The organism is Streptomyces sp. LaPpAH-108 (assembly GCF_000373625.1).
In the GTDB taxonomy this organism is placed as follows: domain Bacteria; phylum Actinomycetota; class Actinomycetes; order Streptomycetales; family Streptomycetaceae; genus Streptomyces.
In genome coordinates, this window is sequence record NZ_KB891994.1 from 523,368 (window position 1) to 547,980 (window position 24,613).

The following is a 24,613-nucleotide window of genomic DNA, read 5'->3' on the forward strand; positions in this document are numbered from 1 at the left end:
CGGAGCGCCGACAGGGCCACCCACGGAATCGGCCGACGTCCGGCCATCAGTAACCCGTTCGGGGGTATCCGAGTTGAGCGACCTTCCGTCGCATTGACAATCGGAGGAGACAACCGTGGGCCTCACGTTCCGCAAGAGCTTCCGCATCCTGCCCGGAGTCCGACTGAACATCAACCGCCACTCCTGGTCCATCACGACCGGAGGCAAGCACGGCCCCCGCCATACCCACAGCAGCACCGGACGCCGTACGACCTCGATGGATCTGCCCGGTCCGTTCGGCTGGCGCAAGACCACGACCAAGCGCCACTGACCCGGCATCACCCGAATGGACCCCCCGGAGAGGGCGCCATCTCATATCTGAGATAGCCTCAACCTCATGTCAGACGACTACCTCGTACGCATCGGCAAGCTCATCCGCGACGCCCGGCAGCACCGCGGCTGGACTCAGGCCCAGCTCGCGGACGCTCTCGGCACGAGCCAGAGCGCCGTCAACCGCATCGAGCGCGGGAACCAGAACATCAGCCTTGAGATGATCGCCCGCATCGGGGAGGCCCTGGACAGCGAGATCGTGTCGCTGGGCTACGCGGGCCCGATGCATCTGCGCGTCGTCGGCGGCCGCCGCCTGTCCGGCGCCATCGACGTCAAGACGAGCAAGAACGCCTGCGTCGCCCTGCTGTGCGCGTCCCTGCTGAACAAGGGCCGTACCGTCCTGCGCCGGGTCGCCCGCATCGAGGAGGTGTACCGCCTCCTGGAGGTCCTCAACTCCATCGGCGTCCGCACCCGCTGGATCAACGACGGCGTCGACCTCGAACTCGTCCCCCCGGCCCAGCTGGAGATGGACGCGATCGACGCGGAGGCGGCCGTCCGCACCCGCTCGATCATCATGTTCCTCGGCCCGCTGCTGCACCGCATGGACCGCTTCATGCTGCCGTACGCGGGCGGCTGCGACCTCGGCACCCGCACCATCGAGCCGCACATGATCGCGCTGCGCCGCTTCGGCCTGGACATCGCGGCGACCGAGGGCCAGTACCACGCCGTGGTGGACCGCACCGTCCGCCCCGACCGCCCGATCGTCCTGACCGAGCGCGGCGACACCGTGACCGAGAACGCGCTGCTGGCCGCCGCCCGCCACGACGGCGTGACGGTCATCCGCAACGCGTCCTCCAACTACATGGTCCAGGACCTGTGCTTCTTCCTGGAGGCCCTGGGCGTACGGGTCGAGGGCATCGGCACCACCACCCTCACCGTGCACGGCGTGCCGAACATCGACATCGATGTCGACTACTCCCCCTCCGAGGACCCGGTCGAGGCGATGAGCCTGGTCGCCGCGGCCGTGGTGACGGAGTCGGAGCTGACGGTGCGCCGGGTGCCGATCGAGTTCCTGGAGATCGAGCTGGCGGTCCTGGAGGAGATGGGCCTCGACCACGACCGCAGCCGCGAGTACTTCGCCGACAACGGCCGCACCCGCCTGGTCGACCTCACGGTCCGCCCCTCCAAGCTGGAGGCGCCGATCGACAAGATCCACCCGATGCCGTTCCCCGGCCTCAACATCGACAACGTCCCCTTCTTCGCGGCGATCGCGGCCGTGGCCCAGGGCAAGACCCTCATCCACGACTGGGTCTACGACAACCGCGCCATCTACCTCACCGACCTCAACCGCCTCGGCGCCCGCCTCCAGTTGCTGGACCCCCACCGCGTCCTGGTGGAGGGCCCCACCCGCTGGCGCGCCGCCGAAATGATGTGCCCCCCCGCCCTCCGCCCCGCCGTCGTCGTCCTCCTGGCAATGATGGCGGCGGAGGGAACGTCCGTACTCCGCAACGTGTACGTCATCAACCGGGGGTACGAGGACCTGGCGGAACGACTGAACTCGATCGGGGCCCAGATCGAGATCTTCCGGGACATCTGAGAGACGGGTGCCGCCATGCTGCCTGACCTTCTTTGAAGCAGGTCAGGAAAAGGTGTGGCGGCATCTCGCCGGTACGCGTTCGCCTCAATGGGCCTTCACCTGCCTCTTTGCACGCTCAGTACTGATGCCACTACAGTTTCGCGGAGCGACCTGCTCGATGTCCTCGCACCATGGAGAAACGGCCCGCTCGCATTCGGAATCGCAAGCCGCCGTGTCGCCTGACTGGGTTCCTCGGGAATAGGGCTGTTGACTGCCTCTCCCCCAGGGCCGGATGGTACGCGGCGCGCGCGGCACCGGACGTCCGCAGAGTGTTCACCACTGCGGGCCGACACGGGTGGAGGTCAAGGGCTGGGCAACGCCCGCGTTCTCTCGCTCTGCCCGTCGCGCCCGTGACGGCAGCCAGGCTGCCATCGCCAACGAGCGATCGGCCGACCCAGCGGAGCGTGGTCCTGTGGCGAACACGGCCAGCCAGCATTCCATTCCCCTCGATCAGACACAGGTCAGCCTCACGGCTTCCGTGATGCACCAGGCAGCCTTGGACTGTCGCGCCACAGACACCCCGGACGCTTCAATGGACGACCGCTCGATGGTCACCTTTGGCCGTATGGCCGCACTGTGGGCAGCCATCGCCGAGCGTGAGAAGCATTGCGATGTCGTCAACATCCATGGTGATCGTCTGTACAACATCTCGCTCACCGCAGAGGAGTGGTATCACGTGCGAGCAGCGCTCAGTGAACATGCCGCCCGGAAGACGCGCGTAGCGGGCCACTCGCCAACAGCTCGCACCGATCGTCACAGTGCGAGAAGGGCGCTGCTCCTCGTGGACCTCATCACAGAGGCGATCGCCGATGAGTGACGCGATCACTGACACCCAGAATCTCGCAAAGGAGAAGGAATCAGCGGAAGTTGACATTGCCTCCGGGTGGCAACCACCTCTCTGGCCCCTGCCTCGCACAGCCGCAGTCAACAACCTGGCGAATTCCCTACGCAGTCAAGGACTGACGGAAAGCAGCGCGCGGACCCTGTCACTCGCCTCCGTACGCCCAGACGACATGCGACGAAAGCTCGTAGAGCCAGCCGAGCTACGAGTCCAGGGGGGCACCCTGCTGATCGCGGAAACACGGCTGTGGTCGGTGGCCGTACTGCCGCATCCGGCCAATCCCCGGGAATACGGGCACCGCCAGTACGCGCTGGGCGGCTCCGGGACTTGGGGGGCGACGATAACCGAGCCCAAGTCGTATGCGTCGGGAGTGGCCGAGTTGGCCATGCACGTCGAGTCGCCCAGCGTGATCGCCCAGCGACTGGAAAGCGCCAAGAGCCGTCTAGTGCGGGACAATCCACTGGCCCAGGATCTGGCTGTCGAGGGTGTTCTCCAACCGTTGACCGTGGTTTCACTGAATGTGACCCATGAGGATGGACAGCCTAACCGGGCGCTGCTGATCGCCGCCGACGGATCGAGCCGTATCAGCGCTGCCCACGACATCCTGGGCTACGAGCCCTCGCGGATCGCCTGCGAGTGGATCGACGATGACCGAAAGCTGCGCAGTGAGGTCAGCCGCTGGGTTCGCCTGATGCAGCGTCAGGGATGGCAAAATCTCACCGAGGACGAGCGGCGGAAGCTCCGAGTCCTCAGTGTTCCCGCTCGCGTTGTCGTCGGCTTCCGGCCAAACGTACAGGCTGATCAGGCATTTCACACAGCGGTGCGTAATTTCATCGGCCTCACGCACATTCGCCCTCCGCGCCCCTACGGGCCGGCTGTGGAGAACGAGGCAAAGGCGGATGCCGTCCTGGACAATCTCGCCGAGCCTAGACCTTCCGGGGCCGCACACATCACGGAGGCAGAGAAAGGGTGGTTCGCAGGCACCATCTCCGAGGACGAGGTGACAGCGGCCGGCCTGAGCAAGCATCGTGACGTGCGCGCTGGGGAAATCGTCCGTTCCCTATTGGGCGGTGGATTGAGGACCGCGCGGCGGGTCAATGGTGGCATCCGGTCCCTGACCGCGAAGCAGCGGCCAAAGCGAGAGGAACGGGTCGATGTTGCTGTGGAGTTGATTCTGCGTCCGGCCCGCACAGGCACAATTGCGGACACGAAGTTCCTGCGTCCGAGGCGTGCGGTGTTGCAACGCGCGTACCGGCTGCCCGAGATCGAGGACCTGTCGGCCGACGTTCCCCAGGAGGGAGCCACGGCGGGGGGGCGTACTCTGGAACAATTGCGAGACGCAGCCCTGGCCGAGGCCGACAAAGGCTTGGGCGACAGCGGTCGGCTCGGCCCGGCACAGACAGAACTCGCCGTCAAGGCCGCCTTCTACATGGCGATGGCCGAACCTATGGCCCTTCAGCGCGAGGTCTTCGGCGTCGGGGCGAATGACGACCGGGGGGCGGCGACGGTACTCCGGGCGATGCTGTCCCGACGCCGCGGCATCCGCCAGGCATATGAAGTGGTCCGCTCCGGGCGAAGAGGAGACGCGCTCCCGGAAGTGGACGAGGCAGGAACTCCAGTACCGACGGCAAATGGCCAGCCCCGCAGCCTCACCGACGCCGTGGTCCGTCACACCTATGGCGGCAGCCCCGCCCCCGTTCCAGAGGCCAGGGTGGGTTTCAAAGCCGCCTCCACGAGCTGGGCAACCGTGCGCGAGAACGTCGAGACACTGCGCAGGGGAGTCTCAACCATGGAGCGAGTCCCCATGGAGGAAGACGGCCCGAGCCTCGTAATTCACGAGGGCTGGGATCCCGTACAGGTGAGAGAAGTGCGTGACTCTCTGGATCGAGTCAGCCGGAGAATCGCCGCTTGGGCGGATCGGTACGCGGAGCGGGCGGACGAGTCTGCCGAATTCTGAGAACTCACCGAGTCAGTCATTGGAAGCAAGCGTTTCAAGCATCTCCACCGCGCGTGCATGGTATAGCGCCAGCACATCCACATTGTGTGTGGCATCCCGAACCGCGGCGCAGACCGCTGCCGCCTCACCGCGTTCCCCCTGGACCAGGAACGCCTCGACCAGGTCGAAGCGGAGGTCGAGCACGTCGGCGGATCTCATGCCGTACTGCTTTCCGAAGTCGGGGAGCCTTTCGGTGAGCAGGTCGACCGCTTTGGCCGGATCCTCTGCGAGCAGACGTCGAATCTCGTGGTGGAGGTCTTTGATGTCGGCTCGCGGCCGGAACGTTCGCGTGATCGAGGAGGGTTCGGAGGCACGGAAGATGCTCGGTCCTTCGGGTGCGAAGAGCTCCCGGAACGGTAGCGTGGGGTCGCACGGCAGGAATCCCGCCGGAGGCGGATCGCCCGGGGCCGGCAAATAGGGACGGAGTACGCGGTTCACTTCGTCTGCGGTGGCCGGGCGATCTACGGGAACGAAAGCGAGCAGCCGCTCAACCAGATCCAGCACTTCGGTGGGGAGCCCGACGGTCAGGGAGCCCAGGGGGGAATGAGTGCCGTGCCGCAGTCTCTGGCGTTCCCACAGTTCCGACTCACCGGCGATAACAGGACGGCCCGTTAGCATCTCGTACAGCAGACTGCCCAGATTATAGAGGTCTGACTGCACGGTGACCTCGCCGCCCTCGAACTGTTCGGGTGACATGTAGAGCGGACTGCCAGGTTTGCCGCCTGTTCTCGTCAACCGCGTGTCTTCGGGCGCTCCGGGAACGTGGGCGATACCGAAGTCCAGGAGCTTCGTATAGCCCTTCTCGGAAATCATCACGTTCGATGGCTTGAGGTCGCGGTGCACGATCCCTTCGCGATGGGCTTCGGCGAGAACGTGGCAGAGCGGGACAATGACGCTCACGGCGACGGGAAGTTCGAGTTGTTGGCTCTCCTCGATCAAGTCTTTCAGTGACATACCCTCGATGAGTTCCATCACGAGGTAGAAGTATCCATGCTCCTCTCCCGCGTCATAGACCGCAGGAACCAGAACGGACGTGAACTGCGCGGTGACCCCCGCCTCTTGGATGAAGCGCTTGAGCATCTCCGCACGTTCCTTGGGCGTCGCCATCCCCGGAGCGAGAAACTTCACCGCGACCGGGCGGCTGAGGTTCTGGTCATAGGCTTGCCAGACCATCCCCATGCCCCCTTGTTCCAAGGGGCTGTCCAAGCGGTAGCGGGAGCGTAGGACAAAACCCGCGCGCAACTCGAACAAACTGCCGCCGTCTTCCCACGCCATGTCATCTCCACCTGTCATCGATCGGGTCGACCAGTCCTGCGGCCAGCGCGTGCGCCAATTGCCGGGCGACATGGCGTCCTTGATCCACCGCTACGGTCAACGACTCCTGGAACCGGGCGATGTCCTGGAGGGCTCGACCGATCGCGCGCTGCTCCTCCGGCGACCGCACCGGGACGAAGATGCGCCCGGTGTCCAGCCGGGTGCGGCGACTGGTCGATCCCGTCGACGTGAGGGAGCGCCCAATGCCGGTGTCGGCGCTCATAGCTCCGGCCAGGAACCACGGGTCCAGAAAAGCGCGTTCGGGCCGCAGTACGGTGACCCCCTGTCCCGCTGCGGCACCGTACTCCCGTCGTTCGGCGGGGCGTGCGCTCTCTGGTGCAGCGGCAAAGACCAGGACGTCCGCCTCACGGATGCGCTCAGTCTCGGCCACGTATGTATGACCACTGGGGCCGGCACGAGAGAGGCCGTCATCCAGTGAGAGCAGCGGGACGCGTGCCAAGTCCTTATCTGTCGGCCCCCGCGCGGCTGAGCCACGCCACTGGCGCAGAGCGCCCGAGCGGATGAGATCGTCCAGTGAGACAACCGCCGACGCGTCGGCCTCAGCGGCCCCCGTCTGGGACGCGGCTGGCTCTCGTACGGCAGGGAGCGCGTCCAAGAGTCCGTTCAGCGACCGCAGCCACTCGACTCGTTCCTCAGCCAGGCTTCCCGGATCGATGGCTGTGCCGAGGAAGATACGGACATGCCGCGCCGGGGTGACATCGACGTCGTTGCCCAGGAGGCCGGTCACGGGGACGCTACTGGCGAAATCGGTGTCAGGCTCCTCGCCCGCGCGGAACCTGTGCCACAGCGACGTGACCTCGGCATGTACCGCGTCCCATTTCACCGCGCTACCAGGCTGTTCCGGATTCGATACGAAGAGCGACTCCGCGTCGACGAACAGAATGTTGCCCGGCTGCACCGACTCCTGAGCAGGCTCGGCCACCCAGAGGTGAATGCCCGGTGTGCGGGGAGAGCCGGACGGAAGAGCCACCACGGCGCGAAGGACACCCCGGCGCACTAGTTCGGCCCGAATGCGGCGCCCCGAGGGCCTGGTCGCCACGCTTGGTGACATGGCGAGGACAGCGCAACCACCAGGGTCGAGGTGGGCCAGAGCATGCTGAAGCCAGGCCAGTTCGGGCTCCCCCTTCGGGGGAAGGCCATAGGTCCACCGAGTATCGTAGGCGAGTTCCGCCCGTCCCCAGTCCTGCTGACCCGAGGGCGGGTTGCACACGACGCCGCGTACTCGTGTGGTGGAGTGTGTATCCCTCAGCAATGAATCACCGGGCTCCACAGTCACATTCGGGCACCCGTGCAGTCGCAGTCGGATGGAGGCGACCTCCGCAAGGTCGGGATCAATGTCCTGCCCGAGCAACGACGTAGCCCCGCGTTCAGCGGCGCGCAGGAGTAGACCTCCGGTGCCGCATGCTGGGTCCAACACAGTCGCGAGCGCTTCACCGTCAGCGGGAGCGAGCAATGCACACATCAACTGCGCCACCGGAGGTACTGTCACTTCCGCGTGACGGGCATGAGCTTCCGTCCAGCGGTGGAGCAGTGCCTCGAAAGCCTCCGCGGCACCGTAGCGCGCTCCCAGGTCATCGATGTCGGCGCCCAACGCTGAGGGCAGTACGGCTGAGCCACCGACCACTCCGGCCAGACGATGGGGCAGTTCCTCACCCAGAAGCCGGAAGCCGACGGCCGCCAGTATCGCGCCAGGTCGCCCCGGATCACGCATGGCTTCCATGGCTCGCCATACCCCGTCGGCCGGTGTGATCCGCACGGATCTTCCGTGCTCTTCCAGCCAGTTCACCACTTCAGAGAGCAAGAACTGCGGACTGCCAGCCGTACCGCCCACTGGAGTGGGAAACTCCGGGTATCTCCGGCGCCAGTTGCTCACCGCCGCCGGACCAACGTCGGCGATCCGGGCGATCTCAGCAGCCGTGACCGTACTTTCGCGCACCATCCTGCCCTCCTCACGCGATGTCAGGCAGAACCATAACGTGTCGATTCGTTAATGCGCATCACCCGAAAGAGTCTGTTGACTCCATTCACAAGCGCGTGCTCTCATGAAGATATTCCGTCGAGCCCTACGCCACGGAGAACTTTATGCAGACATGGACACCACCCCCCGGAAGCACCTGGCCCACGCCCAACAGGTTGATCCGCGTGTTCGCGGGTTCGTCGCTGCGTCCGGACAGCGGCCACTGTCCGTACAAGAAGTCCCTCAAGGCACGCACTGGGCTTCGCCTACCTCCCGGCCCGCTGCGTGGGTACAAGCCTGATCACCGGGAAACCTTCAACCTCGGACCGGTGGGTGCGGCCCTTGACCTGGTCGAGTACGCGGGCGTGCATCCCGACGAGGCCATCCGCAGATCCCTGGCGGCCACGCATGAACGTCCGGAGGCCGACCCGGGTCTCGCCGCCTGGACTCGATTCGCGGTGGGGCAATATCTGGAAGGCAGGCCCCCAGGACTCCTCCCCGTCGACTGCACCTGGATCGTTGTCACGGCACTCGGCCAGACCGACGCCCGCGGTGCTAGGCGATACGAACAATGCGTCTGGGGGCGCCCCTACGTCTCCACGGACGGGCGCGTGCGCGAGTTGTGCGTACCGGTCGCTCGCTCCGCCACCCAAGCCAGGCGCACCGCAACGGACACGATCGATCCCACGGAACGTGCGGACCTGGCCGCGGCCGCCCATGTACTCAGTCGCGGTACCCCCCACCGGCTACCGGACCGCTTCCACTGGAGCGACGACGCCGCGCCTGCCACGAACGTCGACGAGGCAGCTTGGGGACCACCCGAGGAAGTACGGATCACCGAGGTGAGCTGCGTCGATGGAGAGCGCGTCGAACTGCTCCGGCACAATCCTGACGAAGTCGCGCAACGCTATGCCTCATACGGCGCTCCGGAATTGACCGCCGCTGTGTCGGGGAACGCCTTCGTTCCCGGTTTTGACTGCGAGGACTGCAAGTACGCCCCCTCCTGCCCGGCGTTGGGCCGCCTCGGCGGGGTCCTCGATATCGACGACCGGACGCGACCGCGCCGCGTCTGGTCGGTCACCAACGGGCGCTCTTACGCGGGCCGTCCGGGCCGAGACGAAGGCTGCCCAGCCCGCGAGCGACTACGACGTCTACGTCTGCCGGACCCGGAAGCCCGCTCGCTGACCCCGCATGTCATACGCGGCCACGCGGTGCACGCATGGATCCAACAGCGTCACGAGACGTACCCGGGCAGAGCGTGTCGACCCGAGGACGCTCCCGACGGACGGTCAGCCTGGTCCGCCGGGCGCTGGACCGTGCCGCAGGAGCAAGCCGAGCTCGGCGCCCGGATGGTCGCCGCGCACGCCCGTCACTGTCCGTACTCGCTTTCCAGTGTCCACGAGGTCATCCACGAGCGGACCATCGTCCTGCACGACACCTCGGCAGACGTTCTGGTACTGGCCAAGACTGACATGCTTTACCGGGATGGTTCCTCCTGGGTTTATCGGGAGACGAAGACGGACGCCCGACGCAACCCGGCCCAGACAACCGACATCTTCCGTGAACGACCTCAGTTGGCACTCGCCGTGCTGCTCAGCACCAGCCCCCTACTCGGCGACAACGTCTCTGCCGCCCGTGTGGAACTGGAGGTCCTGGGCCCGACTGGTGCACAGCTCACCATCATCGACCCGTTTGATCCGGAGAACCGTGCGGCAGCGCGCCGGGCCGTGCACGAACTGGCCGCCGACTGGCACAGAGACACCGTCGCTCCCGCCCGCCCAGGCTCGCACTGCCGTGACTGCGAGATGGCCGTATGGTGCCGCCCCAGTCTCCCAACCGGCCCCGCCTCCTATTCCGTCGCCAGCCCTGGCACCGGCGTGGTGAAAGGCTGACATGGACCAAAACCACGCGAACCGCGCTACCTCATGGCCCGATTCGGAGGGCATCCGCCTCCTCCGGAGCGTTGCCACCGCCATGGTCCGCCTCGGCGAGGCCACGGGCACGCAGTCGCTGAGCCGGCCGTATCCCGAGGAGGCACAGAGCGCGTTGAACCGCACCGTCCTCGCATGCCTCCTGCTCCAGGCCGAGCCGCCCACGAGTCTTCCTGACCTCGTCGCATGGGCGGCACAGCGCCCACTCGACCGATGGCCGCTTACCGTGCCCGCCGATGCCATCCGGCCGGGCGCACTGCTCCTCGACGAGGTAACTCACCAGCCGACCCAGCTCTGTTACGAATGGGCGGTCGACGCGGAGGAATCCACCGCCCTATCGGAGCAGCCGTTCATGAGTTCGGCATCCACACGGTGCCGGGAGGAGGAATATCCGGAGGCGTACCGCGCCTTCCGCCGTCTGTTGATCCGACATCCCGTCCTGACCCACCGCGCTCTGGTCACCCTTCCCGCGGCAGATGACCGTGACCTGGGACCTGTCGGAGAACTGCTGCATGAAATCTACCAGCCGGCACCCGCTGCCTTCCTCGATCGGAGGCGCAGGGTCTACACGGCATGCGGCCGGTGTCACGCGCTGCTGCATCCCACCACCACGGACAGGCTGTGGTGCGAACGGCGGACCTGCCAGAACCAGGACTCCGTGCGACCCGGCCGCGAGTACCGGGCCGATGAGGACGGAGGCATCCACCTCCTGATCCGACCGCTTCGCCAGTGGGTGTCGGCACCCGGGATCCTTGAGGAACGGCTGGCCCGAAAGCTGGAGAAGGTCGGTGCCGATGTCGAGCTGTGGCCCGATTACGGCGCGTACGGCATGCGGGTACGAATGCCTGGCGGCAGAACGCTGGCTGTCGAACACAAGGACTGGACGAATCCAGCATTACTGGGTCGCCGGGCCTTCCCGCCGCTCTCCGGACCCCCCTACGACCGGTGCGTGTGGGTCGTGCCAGCCGCCCGGCTTCGTGAACAGCCGACCTTCCGAATGACCTTCGAGCGCTACCGCCCTACCAGGATGCCAGAACTGATGAGCGACAAAGACCTCGTCGAGAGCGTACGCAAGGCCGTCGGACCCAACAGGACTGTTGTCAGCTTGTCCCACGCGACCTTGACGAAAACCGAACCATCCAGCAGCGAAGCCACGGAAACCGAGCTGACGGAGGGATTGTTCTAATGCGCGACCGCGTTTTCTGGCGCTCGCGGCACGCCAACCAGGTTCGCGGGGCGTGGCCCACGGACGTCGGCCCGATCCGGCCCTCCCGCCTCTTCCGTGTCGAACTCGGCCTCTACCTCCTGGAACAGCTTTGCCCCGGCCAACCAGCAATCGCCGCATGGCCGTTGTTGGGAGGCTATCCCTTCGCCCTCGCACTGAAGAGGACTCCAGAGCGGGAGCGGATGCTCAGAGTGGCCCGGCACCTGCTCTGGCCACTCCGGCGCCCCCGTACCTGGGAACGCGCCCTTCGGCAGTACGCCTCCTTCCCTGCCGAGGTACGCGGCTACAGGATCACCGATTCTCATGCTCCTGCCGTCCGTGAAGAGGCCACCGTCTTCGCCGAACGCTGGCAGGTGTACGAGCACGCACTCAACACCGCCCCCCGCTTCTATCCCCGGCCACGCGTGGCCATCGCACGGCCCGGGAAGTCGTACCGATTTCCGCAGGGCAAGCTCATCACCTCCGTACGGCTGCCCCGGGCGCTGCCCACCGCCCCCACACATCCGCATGTCCTGGTCCCCCCTCCCACCGCGGGGCGGCCGATCGAAACGACCCTGGAAAAACTCAGGGATACAGCCGCGTGGATGGACCGTAAACTGTGCATCACGGATGTGCGTGCCTCCTGGCTGCGACGTGTAAAGCGCATCGAGTTGGACGTCTTGGACGCCTCGCGGTTGTCCTTCGGTCCCCTCGGAACGAAGGACACACTGTCCGTCAGCGGGCTCTTCCATCTGGTGGGTATGGTCGGCGCCGGCAAAAGTACACTGCGCGACGTACTCACCGTGGAGACCGCTCGGCAGGGCCGGCGGGTCACTATCGTCGTGGGTGATGTCGCCGAGCAACTCAGAATGGTGGAGCTCTTCCGCCGACTGGATCTGAAGGTCGCTCCGGTCCTGGGTGCCTCTACCCGAGCGCGGAACGTCGAGCGGATGCACCGAAGGCTCACCGGGGCAGGCGCGGGTTCCCTACTCGGCCACGAGGCGGACCACTTCACCTACCTGAGTACGGCCTGTCCTCTCGACGCACTACGCGGCACCGAAGCCCTCCAGCCGCTCGACATCGCCGATGCCCCGTGCACCCGCCTTTATCCAGTCGAGCGCCATACGGACGAACCTCCGCCCGATCACTCTGCCGGCTCCGCCGCAGAAGCGCCCGAAACAGCTTCCGACCCACATCAGGACGATGCGGACAACGACCGACCGGGCACCGCAGAAGGCTGCCCGCTGTGGGGGGCATGCCCACGGCATCGTGGTGCGCACGAGCTCGTCGACGCGGACATCTGGGTCGCCAATCCGGCCAGCCTGATCTACGGATTGACGCCCCGGCACCAGAACCGGGAAAGGGCCCGTTTCCTGGAACTCGCGTGTGTCCGCAGCGACCTGATCATCGTGGATGAGGCGGATCGCGTGCAGATGCAGCTCGACACCATGTTCGTCCCCTCCGCGACCCTCGTCGGACGTTCACCCGATTCCTGGCTGGACGAACTCCAGACCCACACGACCGCTGAATTCGCCCGGAAGGGGCGCCACCAGCTATCCAGCGCGGAGGTGGATCGATGGTCCTCGTCCCTGACGGCCTCGGTCGCGGCCACCAACCGGCTGTACTCCATGCTCATGCGTCACCCCAGTCTCCAACGCTGGATCAGGAGAGACTATTTCAGCTCGTGGACGTTGCAGCAGAAGTTGCTCGAAGAGTGGTTCCGCAAGCGGGCCGACGACACACCGCAAGAGGATCAGGATGACGAGCCCGACCTCAACCTTGATGAGGAGCCTCACGAGGCCGACGATCTGGACGAGACGGACGACGACTCGGATGGCGAAACCTCTGCGTCTGAGCTGGAGGATCCCCTCGAAGCCCGGCGTGCCGTCATCAACGACGTGCTGGACGCTTTTCGCGACAACCCGCTCGGTGGTGAGCGGACGGAGAACACCGAACTCACCCGACTGATCGACTTGGCCCGTGCGCTCCTGCACACCCTTGATGAGGAGAGCACTCGCGTCCAGGCCACCACCACGCTCAGGCAGCTGTCTGGGCTCACCGCCGACTCCGATGACGAACTACGGCCCAGCGTCCTGCGTTTCGAGTTCACGATGCTGGTCTGCATTCTCCAGCAGCGTCTCGATGTCCTCACGGAGCTGTGGCCTTCGGTGGAAGCCGCGCTCAGCCTGGAATCGACGGACAATCAGCTCTCTCGTCGGCCTCCGCTCGACTACGGGCCACTGCTACCCGAATCGCCGATGGGTAACATTCTGGGATTCCAGCTGCTGGCCGAAGACCTGGACGAGACGTCCACCAACTCCACCGGGGCCGAGCTCCGCTTCTTCCGATGCACCGGGGTAGGACGTGCGCTGCTCACCGAACTGCACCGGGTAAGCGCACTCGACGGGAGTCCCACTGCCCATGTCCTTCTCATGTCCGGAACGAGCTGGGCCGGTACGGCAGCGGGGGCACATGTACTGGCGCCTGTCCGAGCGATCCTGAAGATCTCCTCCCGCGAACAGGCCGCCCTGCTTGGCACCACCTTCCGCAAAGTATTCGTTCCGGGCCCGGACGGAAGGCCGCTCCATCTGTCCGGCATGCGCCCGGACCGGCGCCCGAAGGTATTGGAACGCATGCTCGACGGACTTGCCCGACCACGTGAAGGGCAGTTCGAGAGCACTTTCGAGCAAGAATTGCGCCTGATCAAAAGCTCACGCCGTAAGCGTCTACTTCTTCTCGTAGGATCTTACGACGAGGCCCGCCGAGCTTTCGACGTCCTCGACGCCATCCCTCGCTGGAAGGGCAGAGTGTGCAGGCTCGTCCCGGACGATGCCGAGCTGGAAGTGTCCTTCGGCGGGGTCGATCTGAGTGAGGCGACTGCCGGTTCCGAGACGGGAACCCTGCGTCGAGGCGACGTCTCCGCCTTCGGAGCCATGGATGCCCAGATACTCATTGCTCCGCTTATGTCGGTGGAGCGCGGCCACAACATTCTGAACGATGCCGGCCAAGCAGCCATCGGCTCAGTGTTCTTCTTGGCCCGTCCCCACCCCCGCCCGTATGACATCGGCATCGCGGTTCAGGGCATCAACAACTGGGTGACTCGTCTGATGGCCGACGGTGGTTTCGACAGACTCGTCAACACAGCCTCCGATCTGGACACCGCGGGCCGTGCATTTCGCCGCGAGGCACGTATTCGTTGGAAGCATCTACTGACCCGCAAAATGGCCTGGCGACAGCTGAACGATGAGGACAAGGTCGCCTTCACCTGGGACCGCCTTGTGGTGATGTGGCAGGTCATTGGACGACTGGTGCGCGGCGGGGTGCCGGCCCGCGTGGTCTTCGTGGATGCCCGGTTCGCCGAGCGGGAAGCCAGCGGCCGGGGTCAGGACGACTTCCGCACCGGCTTGCTTGCCAGCATGCTTCACGTTCTCGCCCCGTACTTCGACGAGGATGGCCCGCACCCACTCGCGGACCGGCAACTGGTGAGGACGCTGTACGAACCCATCTATCAAGCGTTGAGGAACATCCCCCCACACCAGCCGGACACCCTGCACCGTACCTTCCGAGGAGCCGCGTGAAGCGTTACGAGACCATTCGCCTCGCCCGCTACGCCCCTGCCCCCAAAGCCGACTGGACCAGCTCCTACCACACTTTGCCCCTTCCGGAATTTCATAGGAAGCGGCTCCTGCACCTGTACCGGCTGGGACTCAAGCGGCCGGACACTTGCCGCAGCGTGCCGGTGGGGCGCCTCAACTCGCTCCTGCAAGCTCTCGCCCCCGAGGTGATTTCGGTGGCGAAATGGATCGACGTCACACGGGACGAGCCTTGGCTGTACGCCCGTACTCCGGTTCCCCGCGATGTCCTCTCGGCCCTCTTGACCACCTGGGTCCACGATCTGCGCCCTGAGAGCGAGCACCGCCAGGCGGTGCGCGAGGCACTACGCGAACTACGCTTCAGCACGCTGCGCTGGGAGAAGCGCAGTATCTCTCTACTGTCGAGTGCCACCACACCGGGCGGCACCGCCCACCCGCCGGACCTACTCTACCAGTTGCTGCCTGACGCGCTCGCCGACCGAGTACTGGGCCTCCCCGAACCATTCACCTATGAGGGCGGCACCTTCGCCTTCCACCGAGTCGCCCGACGCCCAGGCGACCGAGGCGCAGAGCTGCTCTCCTGGCCCCCCGGCCATCACATTGACCGCGACGGCCAGACATGGTACTTCTCGGCGCTTCTCACCGCGACACTCCAGTCTGTCCCCTTTTCATCGGACTTATTGATTCATGTACGCTCTGGTGTTCGCCGCTGGGCGACGCAAACCGGCCAGCACGGGCTGTACCTCCCCCCTCGCCGCGCAACGTCCGTCTACATGCTCTCGGACGCGCCTTGGCTCGGCGACAGCCCCGGCAATCAGCCCTCCGCCGGCTTCTCGGTGAGCCGACTCCGGTACGACAGCGAACTCGGCGCTCACTGCTGGGAGAATGGCGGCCCCGAGGGGATGCTGACCCGATTGCGTCTGTCCCGCCCGCTCCCGGCGCCAAGCCAGCTCCTGCGCAGCCCCGAGGGCTGGCTGCGGCGGGCCGACGGGCTCACGGCCGCCATTGTGCACAGCACTGCAATGGGCTCCCACGGTGTCAAGGCCGGCCTCATGCCCGGCGACCGGGTACCGCTCATGCAGTGGTTCGAGCAAGCCCTGCCCGAAGGGCTCATGCGAGTACCGGACAACGTCCGGGCAGACCGGTACCTCCGATCGCGACGCCGACCTCGAAGGGGCAACAGTCCGGCCGACCGGAAGGCGGAAGAGCTCGCGACGCTACGCCAGGAGGTAGCCGCCGCGCTCGGAGGCGAACCGCTGCGGCTGGAGTTCCTATGGCTCACCGAGCCCAATCGGGATGCCGGAGTACAGGCCCTCCGCACCGTACTCGGCCTCACGAAGGAGACCGAAACCGTGGAGCTGGACGAGGAAGCGGGGCGGGCTGGGGAGGTTGTCTGCTGGCGGACATCCGAGTTGATGGTGGAATTGCGGCTGACCCGCGTCGGTGAACTCGCGGACGGCCTGCCACTCCCCGCCGACGGCCGCATGAAGACCAGTGATCTGCACGCCGCCATCTCGGCCCGCCGCGACCAGGTTGTACAGCGACTGCCCAAAGCAACAGCCGACGGCAGGGTGACGCTGGCCCTCGTCGAGATCCATCGGAAGAAGGCGTATACGCCACGCTCCACCGACCCCAAGTTCGCTCTGCGCCTCGGTTTCAGGGACGCGGGTCGTGTGACGCAGTTCGCCACTAATGCACAACAGGTGACTCACGGTCGTTCCAAGGCCGACGACGCCAGGAGCAAGAAGTTCGAATCGTGCTGGACGGACGGTCTCCGTCAACTCGGTCACCGTACTGTTCCTGATCACCGCCTCGGAGAGGCAGTCCCGGCCGACACTCAGTACGCAGCCCTGTGGCTGGTACGACGGCGACGCGACGGCCCCACCCGCCAGGCGGACCTTGTACCGATTGCCGTACGCGTGCGGCCCGATGCGGCCGCCGCTGAACGGATCACCGGCTGGGACCACAGGTCCGGAGTATGGGTGCCGTACCCGGAGTTGCTGATGCGCCTCGCGGAATCGGCCGAGCTACCGGCAGCGGAGATCACCGAGAGTCCTTCGGAATGGAACGTGGACGAACCCGCCGACCAGGAAGAGGACAACTTCGGCGCGGATGCGGAACCCGACGGCCGTACGGAACAGCAGCGCAGAGCACTCGCGTCCACGGTGCAGGAAATCCTCTACGGTCTACGCGACCGCCCCACACTGCTGCTCCTCCACGCGCAGAACACCCGTCAGTTGTGGCCATGGCTGCAGAACGCCCACATCCAGCCCGACATGATCCAGCTTCACGGACAACCGGCACAGCGCATCGCGCTTCAAGGATCTGGCCTCCGGGTGGTTCGGATCCGGGACCACACCGGCACCGAGACCCCTCAGTGGTGGGGCCACGAGGCGCTTAGCCGGGAGAACTCCGATACGGAGGAGGACCGCTTCGGCCTTCCAACCGGACTGTGGAAACCGCCCGGCTGCGGTCCCCGGCATCGGGTCTTCGGCAGCACGAGCGAGAAGGCGGGCCCCGGCGCCACAGTGGCTGTAAATGCCTCCCGTTGGGCTCTCCGGTCCTCCACACGGAACGAAACGACGGTCATGACGATCGACACCGACAAACTGGCGTGGAATCCCGCTCTCCTGGAAATCACCGTGGCCGCATGCGGACCTGATGACGATCCCGAATTGTGGGCGGCCCTGTCCCACCGGCTGCGGCAGTCCCCCGGCCGTGCCCCCCTTCTCGCCCTTCCCCTCCCCCTCATTCTAGCCAGTAAAGCCGCCGAGTACGTCCTCCCCACCACACAGGATCAGCCCTCGGAGCCAGACGAAGACGACGGAGCCGTGCAACTCTCCTTCGACCTCGGAGTGACCACCGGATGAACTTCCCTGACCCGCAGCAGACACCCGACCTCCACAGCATGTGGGCGGACGCTCATGTCTCCTATTCCTCCCCCACCGGCCCCGTCGACTTGGGCCGTCCCCGCGGTGCACTGGCCGAACAAGAAACTGCGTGGCGAATCCGCCTGACCGAAACCGCGCCGAATGGTGGGTTGTTGGTCGAGAACAGCATGTTCGACGCGCTGCGCAGCGCCGACACTCTCCACCTTCTCCACGTCACGCAGTCCCTGGACCGCATCACGCGCCACGGCACACTCCGACCGTCCGGGGGGTGCTTGGTAGGAAGTATCTATTGCGCCCCTTTGACGCCTGCAGCGGAGGGACTCCGCATGCACAACCTCGCCGAATACATCCTCACAAAAGAGGCACCGGCCGCAGTAGCCCGCTCCTCGTTCCCCGGCCGGACGACGACACCGCTCGTGCTCCAGCTCAGCCTGCCAAACCACACATATCGCGGACTCACCGGCATCGACTACCTGCGACTGGGGGCGATCCATCTCCGAAACTACCTCGACCGGGAGTTCCTCCTCGGCCGGGAGGAGCGGTACCTCCTTCGGGAAACCGTGGTGAACCGCGTGAAGAACTCGGTGGGGTTCTTGCATCTTGCGGCGACCATCGCCATCAAACCGGAACCGGCGGAGCATGAGGCATTCTCCCGTCTACTCTCCGAAACGATTACCCGGCTCCCCATCCTGGGCTACATCTGTTTTGAAGCCCTATCCGAGTACCTCATGCTGTACTCCCGGTCTACGCAGACCCGACAGCTCGCAGAGCGAGGTGAACTCAACAACTGGCTCTCCAAGCAACTTCTCTTCGACGGTTCCCCAGGAACAACTGGCCATTTCGATCTGGCCCGCTTCCGCCCCGACTTCACCCGCCTGGAGGAGCTCCTGTATCAAATCGACCCGACTATCGACACGACCCACGCCGGCGCGCACCTCACTGCCCGCATCAGCCACCTCACGGCAGCTCGCCTCCTCGGGTCAGAAACGCCGCCCGAAGAGGCACATCGGACCCGTTGGGACTTCGGCAACGTGGTGAAGTCCTTCGGCCCCCTCCTGGGCCACCTCATCCACCGTGAACTGCGCCGCTTCCGGCGCTATCCGGACTTCTATCATTTCTACGATCAGGACAAGGCGTTTCAGGCGTGGAACTACTGGAATCAGCTGGATATCCCGCTTCCCTTCAACGGGACCATCCCCAAAGGGGAGATCGGAATCAATCCAGCCTATCCCGACTTGCAATATACTGCGTGGACAGCGGAACTCGGAGATGACGGTCTTCTCCATCTAGCCGAGGAAATCCCGCTGTGCCTCACTCCGCGCCTGGTCGGCACACAGTACGGAATCATGCGTGATAGACGCACCTGGACCAGACGGACAGGGTCCACGGGAAACCGCGCACTCACAGACAGCAGCGTGTGACAGCACGGCCCGAGCGTCATCCGCGATGATCCTTCACCTGGAGCACACGCATACGGGTCTACACACCGCCGCCGTCGCCCGCCACGGCGGTGTGTCTGCACGGACGTGGCAAGCAGCGTCTTCAACGTCCTGTGGCTAGTACCTTGCAGTACGAGGTCTCGGACACCGTGCCATCGCGAGTGAGCTCCTACTACCCTGCTTGGCTTCCTCGGCAGACGAAGAGGCGCTCTGCTGGCAGCATGCGCTAGTCCAGATCCGCCTGCCAAAGATCCGGCCCGAACACCTCGTACTGGATGTCCTCCGGTGCCACCCCCTGTTCGAGGAGGCGGGTGCGGACTGCCTGCATGAAGGGGAGGGGGCCGCAAAGGTAGTAGAGGGCGTCGTCGGGGAGGTCGATGTCCCGGACGTCGATGTGGCCTTCGAAGACGCCGCTCAGGGTTCCATGGTTTCGGCGCCGGTCTCGTACCAGGCGTAGAGTTCCGCGTCGCGCATCTCCAGAACGTCACTGCCGACCTGGCGGCGCAGGGGAAAGGACGCCTCGTCGAGGTCGTCACGGTGTCGCCCACCTGGACGACCTCGTGCAGGAGGGTCGACATCTCGCCGGTGGAGCCGATGCCGTCGCCGCGGACGCACTTGACCGAGAACTGGCGGTGTTCGCCCTCGTCGGCGCGGGTCAGGCTGTACTGGCGCGGCTGGCGGACCCCGTCCGGCAGCCGCATCCGTACGGTGACGTACTGGCCGGACAGGGAACTCTTCACCAGGCGGTCGTCGATCCACTTCAGTACGAAGGTGACCACGTCGGCGGTCTCGCGGATCTTCTTCTCGACCTGCCACTCCCGCCACACCGTCTCGGGCCGCGCGCCGCGCGCGCTGTGGAGGCCGCGCGCCGCGCGCGCTGTGGAGGCCGCGCGCCTCGTTGGTCAGGGAGTCGGCCATCAGCCAGTAGACCTCGTCCCAGGCGGCGGCGACCTCGGGGGTGCCCGCCGAGTACGTCGCCGATGGCCCACATCAGGTGGTCGTGGACGATCTGGTACTGGTCGGGGCGGATGCCGAGCGACAGGCCTCCCCGGCCGGGGCACGGCACCCCTGAGCGGCGCGGAACCGCGGACGGAGGAAGGTCCTCCGGGTGAATGATGCCGAGGGTGAGCCTGGGCCGGGGCCGGGCAGTCGCCTGCGGGAGGTGGTCCTCCACCGCGGCCGGGGCCTCGGGCGTTCCCCACCCAACGTATGCCGCGGGCGGGAACCGGGCGAGTCGGACACCGCCCCGCTGACTCCCCCTCAGGCCCCCACCACCACCGTCAGCAGCACCGTGGAGTCCTCCAGCGCCTCCAGCCCGTGCCGGGTGGGCGGTACGACGAGGAAGTCGCCGGTGCGGCCGTCCCAGGAGGTCTCGTCGGTGGTGAGGCGGACCCGGCCGCCGAGGACCTGGACGGTCGCCTCGCCCGGGTTCTGGTGTTCGGCGAGGACGGTTCCGGCGGTCAGGGCCATGAGGGTCTGCCGCAGCATGTGTTCGTGGCCGCCGTAGACGGTGGTCGCGCTGCGGCCGGTGGAGGCCTCCTTCGCGCGCTGGAGCTGTGTGCGGGCCTCGGCGTCCAGGGAGAGCTTGCGCATGGGTCGTCCGTTCTCCGGAGATGTCGGCACCTGGCAGATGCGACCTGGCAAGGGCAACGATGCCGGACGGTCCCGGGCACGGCACTGCCGGAGACCTCTTCCTCGGGCCTCCGGCAGCCGCTCCCACGGATCAGCCTCCTGTCGTCGCACCCGTGGTGGTCGCGCCGGTGCCGCCACCGCCGCCACCTGTGGTCGCCCCGGTCGTCGTGGCACCGGTTCCGCCGCCACCGCCGGTCGTCGCACCGGTCGTGGTCGCGCCGGTGCCGCCACCGCCACCGGTCGTCGCACCGGTCGTGGTCGCGCCGGTGCCGCCACCGCCGCCCGTAGTCGCCCCTGTCGTCGTGGCGCCCGTCCCTCCGCCACCGCCGGTCGTCGCACCGGTCGTCGTGGCACCGGTTCCGCCGCCGCCACCGGTGGTGGCGCCCGTGGTCGTGGCGCCCGTGCCGCCCGCTCCGCCCGTGGTCGCGCCGGTCGTGGTGGCGCCCGTGCCACCGCCGCCACCGGTCGTCGCACCGGTCGTGGTCGCGCCGGTGCTGCCGCCCGCTGTCGTGGTCGCGCCGGTCGTGGTGGCACCCGTGGTGGTGGTCGCACCTGTCGTCGTGGTGGTCGCGCCGGTCGTGGTCGCGCCCGTGCCACCGCCGCCGCCGGTGGTCGCGCCCGTGGTGGTCGCGCCGGTGCCGCCTCCGCCGCCGCGGTGGCAGAACTTCGGGTTCACCAGCATGCCGGTCTTGGCGTCGACCGTGACGACCTTGCCGTGCCGTACGACGAACTTGCAGACCACGTTGGGTGTGTTCGCCGACGCCGAGGACGGCGCCTTCGGTGTGTCGGCTGTCGCCCCGACGGCCATCACGCCGCCTGTTCCGACGAGTGCCGCAGCCAGGTAGGTGGCGCCGACCGCCTTGGGTACGTGCCTCCACTTGCGCGCCGCCATGATGCCTCCCTCTGGGGATTGGCCAGGTACTTCTCCAAGCTGAGGGACGGGCCATGACCGGGGCGTTGGTCCAGCGTGACACCGGCGTGACGCCGCGCGGGCCGCCCTGCGGGGGACCGGCCCGTTCGGCCCAGCAGAAAGTTCTTCCTGCCGCGCGGATTCCTATGCTGATCACACGGTCGCCGATCGCCCCGTACCAAGAGACGGCCGCCGCGAGGCGGAACCCCGGACCAAGGGGAGCACTGTGGAGCAACGCAAGGGCGTGGGTGAGACCGGGCTGCGGGACGCCGCTCCGCACGAGCGGCCGTACGCGGGCGGGGTGCTGGCGCCGGGGCCGAACGGCTCGTGGTCCATACCCTCGCGGCTGGTGCTCGCCGGGGTCCTCGTGGTCGCGACGACCGCCGTGGCGGTGCACCTGCTGCTCCTCTTTCTCTATCTGGCCCCCGCGAACGCCGTCAGCCGGAATCACACCGCTCTCGTGAACGGTTACGTCTATCCCGAGTTCGACCAGAACTGGAAGCTGTTCGCCCCCAACCCGCTCCAGGGCAACATCACCGTCGACGCGCGCGCCCAGGTACGGCTGCCGGACGGCTCCGTGGGCACGACCGGCTGGACCTCCCTCACCGGGCAGGACCTCGCCGAGATCCGGGACAACCCGGCCCCCAGCCACGCCCACCAGAATCTGCTCCGGCAGGCCTGGGACTTCTTCACCCGCACCCACGACGCCAAGGGCGCGCCCCTCGGCCTGCGCGGCGAGCTGGCGCAGGACTACGTCCGCCGGATCGCGGCGCAGCGGCTCGGCCCGCAGCAGCTCGACGGCCAGATCGTCGCGGTGCAGCTGCGCTCCACGTACCACCCGATCGCGCCCCCGGCGTGGAGCGGCGAGAGCGAAGAGAGCGACGACACGCGGACGACCACCGAGACACAGGCGTGGTGGCCGGTGACCGAGGAGGACTTCCGTTGACCGCCGACACGGACACCGGACGGGCGCCCTCGCCCTTCAAGGGCATGAGCAAGCGGGTCGACGCGCGGATCGTCAGGTATCTGAACGCCATCACGGGCCGGACCCTGTTCCCCTACCAGGCGGCCGTCGTCCGCATCGGTTTCGCGCTCACCTTCCTCCTCTATCTGGTGCGCGAGTGGCCGCACCGGCAGGAGCTGTACGGCGCCGCCGGGCCGTGGTCCTTCGGGCTGGCCCAGCGGCTGCTCGACTCGAACGGCGCCTTCTCGGTGCTGATGTGGTCGGACACGAACTGGTGGTTCGAGCTGGTCTACAACGGGACGATCCTGGTGTGCCTGGGGCTGCTGCTCGGCTGGCACACCCGCACGATGTCCCTGCTGTACATGGTGGGCGTGCTCTCGCTGCTGAACCGCAGCGTCCTGCTGGGCGACGGCGGCGACACCCTGATCCATCTGGTGGCGAGCTATCTGGTGCTCACCCGGTGCGGCACGGTGTGGTCGCTGGACGCCCGGCGGCGACGGCGCGCGGAGGCCCACCACACCACCGCCACCACTGCCACCACCGGCGACCCCGTGAGCGTGGCCCTGTGGGCGTTCCTCGGCGCGGCCCTCGCGGTGGCGCAGGCGACCGGATTCGCGGAACTCCACTGGGGCTGGGCGCTGTTCCTGTGGGGGATGTGGGCGATCCAGGCGCTGTGGTTCTGGGCGGAACGCGGCACGTTCACCGAGGTGCGGGGCGTGCTCGACGCCACGGCGAACATCGTGCACAACGCGGCGCTGCTGCTGATCGCCGCGCAGGTCTGCATCCTGTACGCGACGGCGGGCCTGTACAAGATCCAGGGTGCCCGCTGGCAGGACGGCACGGCGGTCCACTACCCGCTGCATCTCGACTACTTCAGGCCGTGGGCCCCGCTGTCCGGCACGCTCGACAGCAGCGGGCTGCTCATCACGGCGATCACCTACGGCACGGTGATCCTCCAGGTCGCCTTCCCCTTCACCCTGCTCAACCGCCGTGTGAAGAACGTGCTGTTGCCCGTCCTGATGGCCGAGCACGCCTCGATCGCGGTGCTGTGCGGGCTGCCGTTCTTCTCCATGGCGATGGTGTTCGCCGACGCGGTGTTCCTGCCGACGAGCTTCCTGCGCTGGTTCGGCGACGGTACGGCGGACGCGGCACGGCGGTTGTTCCGGCGCATCCCCTATCCCCGCAGCGCCGCTCCCCCGTCACCGGCCCACCGCAGCCGGGCCACGAGCTGATGCAGCCGCTGGGTGGGGCACAGGCCGAGTTCGTCGCGCAGGCGCCGTACGTACCGTTCGAAGTGGTGCACGGCCTCCGAGGGGTTGCCCTCCGCCAAGTAGGCGCGGATCAGGGAGGCTTGGCTGCTCTCGCGCAGGGGGTCGGCCTGGACGGCGGCCTGGGCGGCGACGACCGCGCCCGCGAACTCGGCGGCGTCGATGAAGGCTTCGGTCAGGGACTCCAGGGCGTGCAGACGCAGTTGCCGCCAGTGCTCGCCCTCAAGGAGGGCCCATTCGTCGTACCAGCCGGGGAGCAGATCGGCCGAGAGCTGGTCCACGGTCGCCGTGCTGAGGCGGAGGGCCGCGGGGCGCCCGCCGGGGTCGAGCAGCCCCTGGGCGAGGACGCGGGCGTCGCGCAGGTCCACGGTGACGCCGGGGGCGAGGCGCAGATCGGTCGGGGTGATGTCCAGCGCGCGCCTGCCGAGGCAGCCGAGCCGGGACAGGGCCGCCCGCAGATTGGTGTACGCGCAGTGCTCGGGCACTTTGGGCCACAGGCTGCCGGCGATCAGCCCCCGGGGCACGGGGGCGCGGTAGTTGAGCGCGATGAACGCCAGCAGGCGTCGTGAGCCCACCGGCATGATCACCGGTGAGTCGTTGACGACGAGGTCGAAACCACCCAGGAGAGCAATGCGCACGGAGGGCTTGATCTTCACGTCTCTGGACGTGATGGCATGATCACGTGCGGTCATATCTGCCTCAGCGCG

General features: G+C 66.9%; 16 protein-coding genes and 1 pseudogene. 11 read left to right on the forward strand and 6 right to left on the reverse strand.

From position 1 onward, the window contains the following. Positions 1-115 precede the first annotated feature (115 nt). The 4 genes from B079_RS0117955 to B079_RS0117970 all read left to right on the forward strand — a co-directional run bounded on the left by B079_RS0117955 (position 116) and on the right by B079_RS0117970 (position 4,743). On the forward strand, positions 116-310 hold the full coding sequence (locus tag B079_RS0117955) for a DUF4236 domain-containing protein (RefSeq protein WP_018547227.1): 195 nt from the start codon (positions 116-118) through the stop codon (positions 308-310). Between the two features lie 66 nt (positions 311-376). Then, complete coding sequence (locus tag B079_RS0117960; protein ID WP_018547228.1) at positions 377-1,906, forward strand: helix-turn-helix domain-containing protein; 1,530 nt, start codon at positions 377-379, stop codon at positions 1,904-1,906. A 451-nt stretch (positions 1,907-2,357) separates the two neighbouring features. Further along, entirely contained in the window at positions 2,358-2,762 is a 405-nt protein-coding gene (locus tag B079_RS0117965; protein ID WP_018547229.1) for a hypothetical protein, read from the forward strand. After that, positions 2,755-4,743, forward strand: coding sequence for a hypothetical protein (locus B079_RS0117970; RefSeq protein WP_158685006.1), 1,989 nt, complete (start codon positions 2,755-2,757; stop codon positions 4,741-4,743). Before B079_RS0117965 ends, B079_RS0117970 begins: the two co-directional genes overlap by 8 nt. A gap of 12 nt (positions 4,744-4,755) precedes the next feature. On the opposite strand, the gene B079_RS32270 is transcribed toward B079_RS0117970, so the two are convergent. Both B079_RS32270 and B079_RS33995 read right to left on the reverse strand, forming a co-directional pair. Then, the gene (locus tag B079_RS32270; protein ID WP_018547231.1) at positions 4,756-6,057 is read right to left on the reverse strand and encodes a serine/threonine-protein kinase; all 1,302 of its coding nucleotides are present in this window, start codon (positions 6,055-6,057) and stop codon (positions 4,756-4,758) included. A 1-nt stretch (position 6,058) separates the two neighbouring features. Further along, positions 6,059-8,056 (reverse strand): N-6 DNA methylase, encoded by a 1,998-nt coding sequence (locus B079_RS33995; RefSeq protein ID WP_078495986.1) that lies wholly within the window; start codon positions 8,054-8,056, stop codon positions 6,059-6,061. A 203-nt stretch (positions 8,057-8,259) separates the two neighbouring features. Between B079_RS33995 and B079_RS34000 the strand changes: the two genes are divergently transcribed. The 5 genes from B079_RS34000 to B079_RS0118010 are packed head-to-tail and all read left to right on the forward strand — an operon-like array spanning position 8,260 to position 19,114. Further along, positions 8,260-9,966 (forward strand): PD-(D/E)XK nuclease family protein, encoded by a 1,707-nt coding sequence (locus tag B079_RS34000; RefSeq protein ID WP_158685007.1) that lies wholly within the window; start codon positions 8,260-8,262, stop codon positions 9,964-9,966. A gap of 1 nt (position 9,967) precedes the next feature. Beyond that, on the forward strand, positions 9,968-11,191 hold the full coding sequence (locus B079_RS32275) for an HU-CCDC81 and SPOR domain-containing protein (protein WP_018547235.1): 1,224 nt from the start codon (positions 9,968-9,970) through the stop codon (positions 11,189-11,191). Continuing rightward, positions 11,191-14,787 (forward strand): hypothetical protein, encoded by a 3,597-nt coding sequence (locus tag B079_RS0118000; protein WP_018547236.1) that lies wholly within the window; start codon positions 11,191-11,193, stop codon positions 14,785-14,787. Before B079_RS32275 ends, B079_RS0118000 begins: the two co-directional genes overlap by 1 nt. After that, on the forward strand, positions 14,784-17,672 hold the full coding sequence (locus tag B079_RS0118005) for a pPIWI_RE module domain-containing protein (RefSeq protein WP_018547237.1): 2,889 nt from the start codon (positions 14,784-14,786) through the stop codon (positions 17,670-17,672). The genes B079_RS0118000 and B079_RS0118005 overlap by 4 nt, the downstream gene beginning before the upstream one ends. Further along, on the forward strand, positions 17,669-19,114 hold the full coding sequence (locus B079_RS0118010) for a hypothetical protein (RefSeq protein WP_018547238.1): 1,446 nt from the start codon (positions 17,669-17,671) through the stop codon (positions 19,112-19,114). Before B079_RS0118005 ends, B079_RS0118010 begins: the two co-directional genes overlap by 4 nt. A 560-nt stretch (positions 19,115-19,674) precedes the next feature. Here the strand turns inward: B079_RS0118010 and B079_RS36585 are convergent. The 3 genes and pseudogenes from B079_RS36585 to B079_RS33305 form a co-directional block, all read right to left on the reverse strand. Continuing rightward, a pseudogene (locus B079_RS36585) lies at positions 19,675-19,959 on the reverse strand (FAD-binding oxidoreductase); the annotation flags it as partial. Between the two features lie 433 nt (positions 19,960-20,392). Continuing rightward, a complete protein-coding gene (locus B079_RS0118020; RefSeq protein WP_018547240.1) occupies positions 20,393-20,725 on the reverse strand; it encodes a cupin domain-containing protein in 333 nt (110 codons plus the stop codon). A gap of 130 nt (positions 20,726-20,855) precedes the next feature. Continuing rightward, positions 20,856-21,656 (reverse strand): hypothetical protein, encoded by an 801-nt coding sequence (locus B079_RS33305; RefSeq protein ID WP_018547241.1) that lies wholly within the window; start codon positions 21,654-21,656, stop codon positions 20,856-20,858. Positions 21,657-21,900: 244 nt separating this feature from the next. Between B079_RS33305 and B079_RS0118030 the strand changes: the two genes are divergently transcribed. Together B079_RS0118030 and B079_RS0118035 are read left to right on the forward strand one after the other, a co-directional pair. Then, a complete protein-coding gene (locus B079_RS0118030) occupies positions 21,901-22,620 on the forward strand; it encodes a DUF5819 family protein (RefSeq protein WP_018547242.1) in 720 nt (239 codons plus the stop codon). Further along, positions 22,617-23,870: an HTTM domain-containing protein gene (locus B079_RS0118035; protein WP_018547243.1), complete on the forward strand. Its 1,254-nt coding sequence runs from the start codon at positions 22,617-22,619 to the stop codon at positions 23,868-23,870. Before B079_RS0118030 ends, B079_RS0118035 begins: the two co-directional genes overlap by 4 nt. On the opposite strand, the gene B079_RS0118040 is transcribed toward B079_RS0118035, so the two are convergent. Continuing rightward, positions 23,813-24,544 (reverse strand): AfsR/SARP family transcriptional regulator, encoded by a 732-nt coding sequence (locus tag B079_RS0118040; protein ID WP_234016810.1) that lies wholly within the window; start codon positions 24,542-24,544, stop codon positions 23,813-23,815. The two genes, B079_RS0118035 and B079_RS0118040, sit on opposite strands and share 58 nt — an antisense overlap. Between the last annotated feature and the right edge of the window lie 69 nt (positions 24,545-24,613).

What these genes read in the sequence shown, in the direction of transcription:
- B079_RS0117960 (WP_018547228.1), top strand. Translation starts at nt 377, where the DNA reads ATGTCAGACGACTACCTCGTACGCATCGGCAAGCTCATCCGCGACGCC.
- B079_RS0117970 (WP_158685006.1), top strand. Translation starts at nt 2,755, where the DNA reads ATGAGTGACGCGATCACTGACACCCAGAATCTCGCAAAGGAGAAGGAA.
- B079_RS32270 (WP_018547231.1), bottom strand. Translation starts at nt 6,057, where the DNA reads ATGGCGTGGGAAGACGGCGGCAGTTTGTTCGAGTTGCGCGCGGGTTTT.
- B079_RS33995 (WP_078495986.1), bottom strand. Translation starts at nt 8,056, where the DNA reads ATGGTGCGCGAAAGTACGGTCACGGCTGCTGAGATCGCCCGGATCGCC.
- B079_RS32275 (WP_018547235.1), top strand. Translation starts at nt 9,968, where the DNA reads ATGGACCAAAACCACGCGAACCGCGCTACCTCATGGCCCGATTCGGAG.
- B079_RS0118000 (WP_018547236.1), top strand. Translation starts at nt 11,191, where the DNA reads ATGCGCGACCGCGTTTTCTGGCGCTCGCGGCACGCCAACCAGGTTCGC.
- B079_RS0118010 (WP_018547238.1), top strand. Translation starts at nt 17,669, where the DNA reads ATGAACTTCCCTGACCCGCAGCAGACACCCGACCTCCACAGCATGTGG.
- B079_RS0118020 (WP_018547240.1), bottom strand. Translation starts at nt 20,725, where the DNA reads ATGCGCAAGCTCTCCCTGGACGCCGAGGCCCGCACACAGCTCCAGCGC.
- B079_RS33305 (WP_018547241.1), bottom strand. Translation starts at nt 21,656, where the DNA reads ATGGCGGCGCGCAAGTGGAGGCACGTACCCAAGGCGGTCGGCGCCACC.